We start from the raw sequence: 9,072 nt of genomic DNA, 5'->3' as shown, positions 1-9,072 counted from the left end.
TCTTTCCCGACGTTCGAACGCCCATGAGACGACGGACGTACATCGAACGGACCGGGCTCGTGGGCGTCGGACTGAGCGGAGTACTGGCGGGCTGTCTCGGGACGGGGGATCCGGAACACGTCGGGGAAGGCGGGGAGGAGCGCGGCGGAACTGACGATCGGGGAGACGAGGTCGAGGGTGGATCGGACGGCGGTGACACTCCCACCGGGACGTTCGCGACCGCCATTACGGACCAGCCGGGGGACATCGACGATTTCGAGTCGTGTGTCGTCACCGTCACGGGGGCGTACGTGCTCCCCGGCGGGACGAGCGGGGGTAGAGACGAGACCGGATCGGACGCAGATGACACGGCCGAGGAAGACGGTACCGACGACGAGGCAGTGAACGACGAGGGATCGAACGGTGCCGAGGACGACGGCTGGGAACGGTTGGAGGACGACGCGGTCGACGACGGCTCGGAGGGCGGCGGAGGCTCCGGGGAGAAGATGGGCGATGACGACGAAACGGATGACTACGAGTCGGGCGGTGGGGAGGAGTCCGAGGACGACGGGGCTGTCGACGGGCCGGGATCGGGTCGGCTCTACCTCGAGTTCGACGAGCCCCAGGAGGCCGACCTGGTCGACCTGCAGGGGACGAACACGCAGCTGGTGGACGAACGGGAGATCGACGTCGGGTCCTACGGTGGGCTCCACCTCGTAGTCGAGGACGTGCGCGGGACGCTCGTCGACGGGGAGGTGGTCGAGGTCGACACGCCCGGAAATGCGGGGCTGAAGTTCCCAGAGACGTTCGAGATCCGGGAGAACGAACGGACGACGTTCGTCGCCGACTTCACCCCGGTTCGACGCGGGCGGACGAACCGCTACCTGATCCGGCCGGTCGCGACCGGGACCGCGGTCCTCTACGGCGACGAGGAGTACGACGGCGGGGAGGACGGTGAGGACTACTCCACCGAACCCGACGAAATCGAGGGCTCCGAGGACGGGAGCGACGGCCCCGACGACGGACCCGAAGGCGACGACGGCGGGGACGGAGTCGATGGAGAGGAGGCGACCGGCGGAGACGACGAGACCGGCTCGGACGACTGACCGAAGTCCGCTTGGTCCGTCGAGACGACTACTGCATCGAGTAGAGCTCCGCGTACGTCCCGCCGGAGTCGAGCAATTCGTCGTGACGTCCCTCCTCGACGATCCGACCCTGCTCCAGCGTGTAGATCCGGTCCGCACCCCGCACCGTCGAGAGGCGGTGTGCGATCGCGACGATCGCGTAGTCCCGCTCCATCTCCTCCATCGCGCGGTGGACTCGCTTTTCGATCCCAGTGTCGAGGTCGCTCGTCGCCTCGTCGAGGATCAGGAGGTCGGCTTCCTTCAGCAGCGCACGAGCGAGGGCGATCCGCTGGCGCTGGCCGCCGGAGAGCCGGACGCCGTCGTCGCCGAGTTCGGTCTCGTAGCCGTTCGGGAGATCGTTCAGGAACTCGGTGACGTGTGCGATCTCGCAGGCCCGTTCGATCTCCGCCTGGGTCGCCTCGCGGTTCCCGATCGTGACGTTGTACCGGACGGTGTCGTCGAACACGAACGGGTCCTGCCTGACGACCGCCACCCGCGAGCGCCACTCCACGACGTCGAACTCGTCGATGTCGACGCCGTCGGCGGTGATCCGCCCGCCGGTGGGTTCGTACATCCGTGCGAGCAGCGAGGCGACCGTCGACTTGCCCGCCCCCGACTGGCCGACGAACGCGACGAACTCGTCGCCCTCCACCTCGAAGGAGACGTCCGAGAGGACGGGACCACCGGGTTCGTAGGCGAACGAGACCTCCTCGAAGCGGATCGGCATCGGGAGCGTGGAGAGCGACCGCCCGCCTTCGGGCTCCTCGTGGCGCTCTAGCTCGTCGAGGAACTCCTGGGTGCGGATCAGGTGTGCGAGATTTCCCTCGAAGAGGTAGAAGTAGTTGTTGAGCATGCTCACCCGCGGACCCAGCTGGTACATCGCGAAGAGGAAGACCGCGAGCGCGCCGAACTCGAGGCCGGTGAAGACGACGGCGACGTAGATGAGCACGAAGACGAGCACCGCCGCCGATAGGTTGTAGAAGTTGTCGATCGCCGCCTCGTTTCGCCCGAGGGTGACCGTCGCCTCGGTGTAGCGGTCGATGTGGGTCGAAAAGCGCGAGTAGAGCTCGTCGGTCATCGTGAAGAGCTTCACGTCGCGGATGCCCTGCGTGCCCGCCTGGACGTTCTCCTGGATGCGCTCGTTCGCCTCTGCGACCCGATCCCCGACGGTGTAGCCGGGTTCGAGCACGTACCGGATGAGCACGGTGAGCCCGCCGAGCATCACGACGGTGAAGACGGTCAGCGACGGGCTGAGAACGAACGCGATGCCGAGGTACATCAGACAGAGAAGCAGCTGCTGGAAGAACTTCACGAAGTACTGGATCACCTTTCCGGCCTGGGCCGCCTGCGTGACGATGGCGTTCAGGATGTCGTCCGAGCCCTCCTCGTCGAAGTAGGCGACGTCGGCGTCGAGTGCGCTGTCGAACGCCCGGCGCTGGAGGTCGCGGACGTAGTAGGTCTCGAGGGCGACTCTGAGCCAGGCGACGACGAACGTCGAGGTGTAGCGGGTGACCATCACGACCGCGACGCCCGCGATGAGGTAGCCCAGCGTGAACGGGATCCCGACGAACTCGTAGGCCCGGAGGAAGTACTGGACGAAGGTGTCGTCGGCGGTCGAGGGGTCGGCCTGGGCGGCCTCGATGATCGGGATGATGAACGTCAGCCCGAACCCCTCGAGGACGGCGGCGAAGGCGCTGAAGAGGACGATGAACGCGGTCAGCGCCGGTCTGAACCTCGCGACCCGGTAGAGGCCGCGAACCTTCTCCCGGCGCGAGAGATCCGCTGCACACATCGGAGACTGTCTCGGGAGATGCCCGCCTCCCCCATCGTTATGCCAGTGCTAAACCGGTAGCCCTCGCGGGAGGTGTGCGCCCCTCGAGGCGCTCTCCGATATCCCGGGGGAGTCGTCCTCTCAACGTCCGATCGCGAGGTCGAGGACGTCTGTGAGGACGATCCAGAGCTGTCTGATAACGATCTCGACGTCGAAGGCGAGCGACTGCTTGGCGATGTACTCGACGTCCCAGTTGAGCTTCTCCTCGGGCTGGTGGCCGGTGGCGTCGTTGATCTGGGCGAGGCCGGTCAGGCCGGGCTTGACGAACCATCGTTTGCGCCAGTCGTAGGCCTCACGCTGCATGTCGTCGTCGAGCTCCGGTCGTTCGGGGCGCGGGCCGACGACGCTCATGTCGCCGGCGAGGATCGACCAGAGCTGTGGGATCTCGTCGAGGTGCGTTCGCCTGAGGACGTGACCGACGCGCGTCACCCGGGGGTCGACGTCGCCGGAGTCCTCGACGGAGACGGTCGCGCCGGTCTCGGCCTCGGCGTCGGTGACCATGCTCCGGAACTTGTAGACGGTGAACGTGCCGCCAAAGCCCGCGGTGCGGTCCTGTGCGTAGAGCACCGGCCCCGGCGAGTCGAGTTTGATCGCGAGGGCGATGACGGCGATGACCGGCGCGAGCACGGCGAGCGCCGCCCCGGCGAACGTGACGTCGAACAGCCGCTTGAGCAGGTAGTCCTGCCAGTCCCAGGGTTCGAGAGCGACCTCGGCGTACTCGCCGAGACCCTCGCGTCCCTCCGTGAGCAGCACGCCCCCGGTGTGGTTCCGGTGGACGAGGACGCTCACGCCGTGGTCGTAACAGGCGTCGAGCGTGCCGAAGAACTCCCCGCGGTCGGCGTCGGAGAAGGCGAGCACCACGGTGTCGATGTCCTGTTCGACGAGGACGTCCTCGAGCCGCGAGAGCCCGCCGAAGTGTCTGACCTGGTCGAGCGGCGGGCCGACCTCGCCGACCTCGGCGCGCGAGCGGGCGAACGTCGCCCTCCCGCCGTCGGGGGTCGTCTCGCCGCCGTCGGGGACGATCGTCCCCTCACGCTCTCCCGTTCCAGCCTCGAACGGTGGCGAGAGGTAGCCGAGGACCGTCACCGGAGCGGTCGCGAGCGCGTAGCGGATCTCGTCGGGATCGGTGCCGACGACGACCGCGCGGGCGTTCGTCTCGGGGCCGGTACGGATGAGGAGGAACCAGGCGGGGATCGCGACGAGGAGTACGAGCGCGATCATCGTCAGCATCGCTCGCGGTAACCGAACCGACCACTTGAAGTAGCCGATCGTCGCGAGCGCGAACACTGCCGTCAGCACTCGCTTCTGGCTCAGCGCGATCGTATCGAGTTTGCGCCGAGGCTGCGGTTTGTACAGCGGCAAGAGCGCGCCGACGACGACGCCGACGGTGAGCACGAGCGTGACGACCAGCCGGGTGCCGCCGATCGACCAGACGTGGTGGTCGTGAAAGAGGGGGACCGCCGCGACGAACGCCCGCTGGACGATCGGTGTGTTCGTGACGAACAGCGTGCCCGCGACGATGAGTACGACTCCGGCGACGCTCCCGATGCGGTACTGCCAGCCGGAGGCCATCGTCTCGATCGATCCGTTCTGCCTGTATTATTATGCGGCCCATAGCCGTCGTCGATCCCTCCACGCGGCCCGTACCGACCGATCGGAACGACACCTATACCTGTCAGGACGAAAACCGAGGAGCATGATCGAACACGGACCCCGCGGGACGTCGGTACTGGTCACCGGCGGGGCGGGGTTCATCGGTAGTCACCTGGCGGAGGCGCTCTGCGCCGAGAACGAGGTCCGGGTGGTGGACGACCTCTCGAGCGGTCGAGCGACGAACCTCGTGGGGGAGGCGACGCTCGTCGAGGGCGACATCCGCGACGAGGCGGTCCTGCGCGAGGCGATCGAGGACGTCGACCTCGTCTTCCACCAGGCGGCGCTCGCGAGCGTCCCGCTCTCCGTCGAGGACCCGAAGGAGAGCCACGCGGTGAACGCGACGGCGACCCTCTCGCTGCTCGAACTCGCGAGGGAGGAGGACTGTCGGGTCGTCCTCGCCTCCAGTCCAGCGATCTACGGCGAACCCGAGGAGCTACCGATCGCGGAGGACCACCCCACGAGACCGACCTCGCCTTACGGCCTCGACAAACTCGCGCTCGACCGGTACGCCACCATCTACAACGACCTCTACGGCGTCGAGACGGTCGTCCTCCGCTACTTCAACGCCTACGGCCCACGGCAGGCCGACAGCACGTACAGCGCGGTCATCTCGGCGTTCCTCGAACAGGCCCGGTCCGGCGGGCCGATCACCGTCCACGGCGACGGCGAGCAGACGCGCGATTTCGTCCACGTCTCGGACGTCGTCCGGGCGAACCTGCTGGCCGCAGGGACCGACCACGTCGGAGAGGCGTTCAACGTCGGGACGGGCGTAGCTACTCGGGTTCGCGACCTGGCGGAGCTGGTGCGCGAGGCGACCGGATCGGGTGCCGAGATCACCCATACCGACGCACGCCAGGGCGACATCGTCCACAGCCGCGCCGACGCGACGAGAGCGCGCGAGCGTCTCGGGTTCGAGGCGACCGTCACGCTCGACGAGGGGATCCGGGATCTCTGCCGAGCGGTCGAGGCCGCCGACGACTGACCGATGGGCCGCGTGATCTCTCTCCGGCCGCTGGCCCCGACCGTCCCGGGGCGGTCCGCGTGACCGACACGAACTCCCCGGGAGCGACCCTCGGCACGGCCTGTCTGCTCGTCGGCCTCCTCTGGCCGATCGCGACGGGCATCGCGTTCGTCGTCTCGCTGGTTCCACTCTGGACCGTGCTCTACGGTACCGCCGCCTGGCTCGCGCTCGGAACGGTGCTCGTCGCCGCGACACGCCGTTTCGAACGGACGACGCGCGCCGGATCGGTCGCCGTCGGTGTGGCGCTCTCCGGCCTGCTCTGGACGTTCGCGTCGTCTCTCGGGTGGTGGGTCGGGTACACGCCGTTCGCCGCCGTTCCAGGTCTCGTCGCGGTCGTCGTCGGCGTCGCCGCGTTCGCCGCCGTCGATCCCGGTGATGGGCCGGCGCTCGACGACTGGGAGCGGGAGAACCGCTGATCGGCTCGGAAGGGGCAACGGACGCGACCGACACGAAGTGATAGGGCCCCGTCGAAAGCCTCCCGGTGATGCGTGCGAGCGCGACGAGGATCGTCGTGACGGTCTCCGTCTGGCACGTCGCCGCGAGCACCTGCTACTACGGGCTCTACGTCGCGACGCCGTACCTCAGGGAGGGGTGGGGCGCCTCACACACCGAGGTCGGCCTCGTCCTCGGGCTACTCTCGCTCGGCTACGCGCTCTCGCTGCTCCCGGTCGGTGCGGCGATCGACGCCCGGGGCGAACGGATGGCCCTCGTCGGCGGGCTGGTCGGGCCGCCCGCGTTCGGTCTGCTCGTCGACCTCTCGGGCTACCGTGCAGACTGGTGGTTGCTCGCCGGCTGTGGTCTCGTCGCGGCGCTCTTGCTCGTCCTCGCGCTCTCGCTCGCCTCCCCGGTCGGCGCTCACGGAGCGGGCGGATCGAGGTAGGTCGCGAGGAACTCGTAGATCCGGTCGCGGGACTCTCGCGCGAACGCCGTATCGAGCAGTTCGAACGCGTGAGCGCCCGGCGCGTCGTCGTAGACCTCGTACTCGAACTCCTTTCCCTCCGCGGAGAGTGCTCGGATCAACGCCTCGACCTCCAGAACGTTCACGTCCTCGTCGTTGCGCGTCGCGTGGATCCGGAGCGGCGTCTCCAGCTTCTCGGCGTGCCAGACCGGCGAGCGCTCTCTGTACGCCTCGGGGTTCTCGTGGGCCGCCTCTCCGAGGTGGTACTCGGCCTCGTAGAGGTCGCGGTAGGCCTGGTCCTTGTAGCCCATCCGGGCGACGAGATCGCTCACCGGGACGCCCGCGTAGGCGACGGCGAACGCCTCCGGGTGGAAGAAGACGTTCATGAGCGCGTGGAGCCCGCCGTGACTCCAGCCGACGATTCCCACCCTCTCGGAGTCGACCGGTCGGTGTTCGACGAGCCACTCGCACGCCGCGAACGAGTCCTCGACCTCGAGACCGCCGTAGTCGATCAGATCGTGGTGTTTCCGGCCGTAGCCCGTCGACCCGCGGTACTCCGGAGCGATCACGAAGTAGCCCTGAGAGAGGAGCTCGCGGACCACCCCGACGTACCGCGTCGAGAGGTTCGAGTGAACGCCGCCGTGCGGGAGGACGATCCCCGGCGCGGGGTCGCTCGTCTCGTCGGCCCTCTCAGGGTCGAAGACGTACGCCGGAACCACGACCCGGTTTCCCTTCTCCTGGTCGGTCTGGGCGGTCGTGTTCGCCGGTGGTGGTCCGACGAACCGGACCCGCTGTACCGTTCCCGACTCGTCCAGCTCGTGGTACCACCGCAGGTCGTCGACGGCCGTCTCTATCTCGTTCAGTCGGTGGTAGAGTTCCTCCTCGTCCACCCTGGGTCGTCCCTTCGTCACTTCGTTCTCGGTAGAACCGCCCATGAACCACGGTACGGACGCCGGGATCTGTAGGTTCGGGTTCCGGAACCGTCGGTCCCTACCGCTCCCAGTCGGGATACGCCCCGGCGGGGAGGTCGTCGATCGGGTAGAGCTCGCGGTCGAGGTTCTCGTACTCGAACAGACGGGCGTCCATCGCCCCCAGGCCGGGGCTGTTCACCGTGATCACCTCGCTCGCGAGCGGCTCGTACGAGGCGCGGTAGTGGTTCGTGCTCTTGACGACGAGCACCCCGAGACCCTCGGGTCGGACCCCGACGTGTCGCCAGATCTCCGCGTCGTACGGCTGGACCCGGTTCTCGGTGACGATCACCTCGACCGTGGCGTCTCCACCGTCGCCGATCCGGAGCCTGACCGTCCGTCCGAGGTTCGTCCGAACTCCCGTCGCCATCGGACCGGTGTTCCGAAACTCGCCATCGGTGATCGCCGCGACGTACCCCTCGACCTCGATCGGTTCGCCGTGACGGTCGTCGGTCTTCCCGCCGAGAGTGATGGTGGGCCGCGATCCGATGCCCGCCTCGATCGCCCGCTCGACCGCCTCCGGATCGCTGACGAGCGCGAGTCCCGCGTTCGCGACGCCCTGTTCGAGCAGTTCCCGGAGGAGGACGGTACCGTCGGCCGCCCCGCCGGCGCCGGGATTGTCGCCGACGTCGGCCAGCACGACCGGGCCCGACTCGCTCGCGCCGTCGCGCTGCAGTCGCCTCGCCTCCCGCACCGCCTCCTCCGGGGTCGGGTACTCCCCGACGAACGACTCGCGCATCGACCAGGCGGTCTCGGCGAGCGAGCGCGCCGTCTCGCGCGCGAGCGCCGGATCGCCGTCGGTGACGACGGGCGTCGAGAACCCGATTCCCGGCACGTCCGCTTGGTGGAACCCCGGGAGGACGTTCGTCTCGAGGACCCCCTCGTTCGCCTCGAGCCTCCTCGCCTCCGCCATCAACTCGGCCATCGGCCCCTCGCGGGTGTTCTCTTTCGGGACGAACGGTAGCAGCGGCGGGCGTTCGATCCGGGTGACGGGATCGATCTCGCCGCGTATCGCGGCGACCAGCAGCTCCATCGCACGGCGGCCGGTCTCCCCCATGTCGGTGTGGGGATAGGTCTCGTAGGCGACGAGCGCGTCGACGTTCGCCACCGTCTCGTCGGTGACGTTCCCGTGGAGATCGTGCGTGAGGACGACCGGGACCGACTCGCCGACGACCTCCCGGACCGCCGAGAGCAGCGGTCCCTCGCCGTCGACGCCGCCCTCCTGGACCATCGCACCGTGCAGCGAGAGGAAGACGCCGTCGACGTCACTCGCTTCCCGGAGGCCGTCGAGGATCCGTCCGGTGTAGAACCCGTAGGCGTCCGCCGAGACGACCCCCCCGGGCGTCGCCTCGGCGCTCACCGACGGGAGCAGGTCGACGCCCTCCGCCTCGGCCACCTCGCAGGCCCCGCCGATCGTCGAGTTCGTCCCCTCGAACTCGGAGAGTACCTCCCTCCCGAAGAACTCGCCCCTGTTCTGGAAATCGCGACGCCCGGTCGGCGTCGCCGCGAACGTGTTGGTCTCGTGGGAGAACTCCGCGAGGAACACTCGTTCCGTGCTCATGTGAACACCCGCTCCCGGCACGGACATAACGGTGTGG

The 9,072-nt window shown here is 68.4% G+C and carries 8 protein-coding genes; 4 read left to right on the top strand and 4 right to left on the bottom strand.

Annotated features, from left to right (window positions below; all coding sequences use genetic code 11):
• Positions 1 to 23 precede the first annotated feature (23 nt).
• Positions 24 to 1,085, top strand: a complete 1,062-nt coding sequence (locus tag V2L32_RS20235; protein WP_331234423.1) for a DUF4382 domain-containing protein — start codon at positions 24 to 26, stop codon at positions 1,083 to 1,085.
• Between the two features lie 28 nt (positions 1,086 to 1,113).
• Here the strand turns inward: V2L32_RS20235 and V2L32_RS20230 are convergent, their stop codons facing one another.
• On the bottom strand, positions 1,114 to 2,895 hold the full coding sequence (locus V2L32_RS20230) for an ABC transporter ATP-binding protein (protein WP_331234422.1): 1,782 nt from the start codon (positions 2,893 to 2,895) through the stop codon (positions 1,114 to 1,116).
• 120 nt (positions 2,896 to 3,015) lie between these two features.
• Entirely contained in the window at positions 3,016 to 4,506 is a 1,491-nt protein-coding gene (locus V2L32_RS20225; protein ID WP_331234421.1) for a sugar transferase, read from the bottom strand.
• Between the two features lie 124 nt (positions 4,507 to 4,630).
• On the opposite strand from V2L32_RS20225, the gene V2L32_RS20220 reads away from it, so the two are divergent.
• The 3 genes from V2L32_RS20220 to V2L32_RS20210 all read left to right on the top strand — a co-directional run bounded on the left by V2L32_RS20220 (position 4,631) and on the right by V2L32_RS20210 (position 6,488).
• Positions 4,631 to 5,569 carry an NAD-dependent epimerase/dehydratase family protein gene (locus V2L32_RS20220; RefSeq protein ID WP_331234420.1) on the top strand — a complete coding sequence of 313 codons (939 nt, stop codon included), beginning with the start codon at positions 4,631 to 4,633 and terminating at the stop codon, positions 5,567 to 5,569.
• Between the two features lie 59 nt (positions 5,570 to 5,628).
• A complete protein-coding gene (locus tag V2L32_RS20215) occupies positions 5,629 to 6,024 on the top strand; it encodes a hypothetical protein (protein ID WP_331234419.1) in 396 nt (131 codons plus the stop codon).
• A gap of 68 nt (positions 6,025 to 6,092) precedes the next feature.
• The gene (locus V2L32_RS20210; protein WP_331234418.1) at positions 6,093 to 6,488 is read left to right on the top strand and encodes a hypothetical protein; all 396 of its coding nucleotides are present in this window, start codon (positions 6,093 to 6,095) and stop codon (positions 6,486 to 6,488) included.
• On the opposite strand, the gene V2L32_RS20205 is transcribed toward V2L32_RS20210, so the two are convergent.
• Positions 6,464 to 7,441 carry an alpha/beta hydrolase family protein gene (locus V2L32_RS20205; RefSeq protein WP_331234417.1) on the bottom strand — a complete coding sequence of 326 codons (978 nt, stop codon included), beginning with the start codon at positions 7,439 to 7,441 and terminating at the stop codon, positions 6,464 to 6,466. The two genes, V2L32_RS20210 and V2L32_RS20205, sit on opposite strands and share 25 nt — an antisense overlap.
• Before the next feature lie 55 nt (positions 7,442 to 7,496).
• The gene (locus V2L32_RS20200) at positions 7,497 to 9,035 is read right to left on the bottom strand and encodes a M81 family metallopeptidase (protein ID WP_331234416.1); all 1,539 of its coding nucleotides are present in this window, start codon (positions 9,033 to 9,035) and stop codon (positions 7,497 to 7,499) included.
• Between the last annotated feature and the right edge of the window lie 37 nt (positions 9,036 to 9,072).

The organism is Halalkalicoccus sp. CGA53, assembly GCF_036429475.1.
Lineage (GTDB): Archaea > Halobacteriota > Halobacteria > Halobacteriales > Halalkalicoccaceae > Natronorarus > Natronorarus salvus.
The sequence above is the reverse complement of the archived record's forward strand: the minus strand, read 5'-3'. Positions and strand labels throughout refer to the sequence as shown.